At 57.6% G+C, this 264-nt stretch carries 1 protein-coding gene; it reads left to right on the top strand.

Features of this window, described 5'->3' with window-relative positions:
• Positions 1 to 74: 74 nt before the first annotated feature.
• On the top strand, positions 75 to 264 hold a 190-nt coding region (locus AACY52_RS31940; protein ID WP_370468096.1), incomplete at its 3' end, for a DUF3304 domain-containing protein.

The raw sequence follows: 264 nt of genomic DNA on the forward strand, positions 1-264 counted from the left end.
CGCGCGCTGAGCGAACACCTTCCACTAACCCTGACTCGTGGCGAGGCTACCTGATGATTCGTTTACTCCTCGTCATGTTAATTGGCAGCATCTCGCTGCAGGGCTGTGCGCAGCCCACGCCTGAAAGATTAGGTACGCCTATCGAGGGCTATAGCCATACCTCGGCGGCGATCAATCGGTTCTCGGTCAATGGTAACGGCGGACCGAATGTCGGCCCTTATGGTGGCGGAGGAAAACAGAACTGCTGCGCACCGCTTCCAGTGA

Origin of the sequence: Pseudomonas sp. EA_65y_Pfl1_P113 (assembly GCF_963970525.1) — a bacterium.
GTDB classification, from domain to species: Bacteria; Pseudomonadota; Gammaproteobacteria; order Pseudomonadales; family Pseudomonadaceae; genus Aquipseudomonas; species Aquipseudomonas tritici.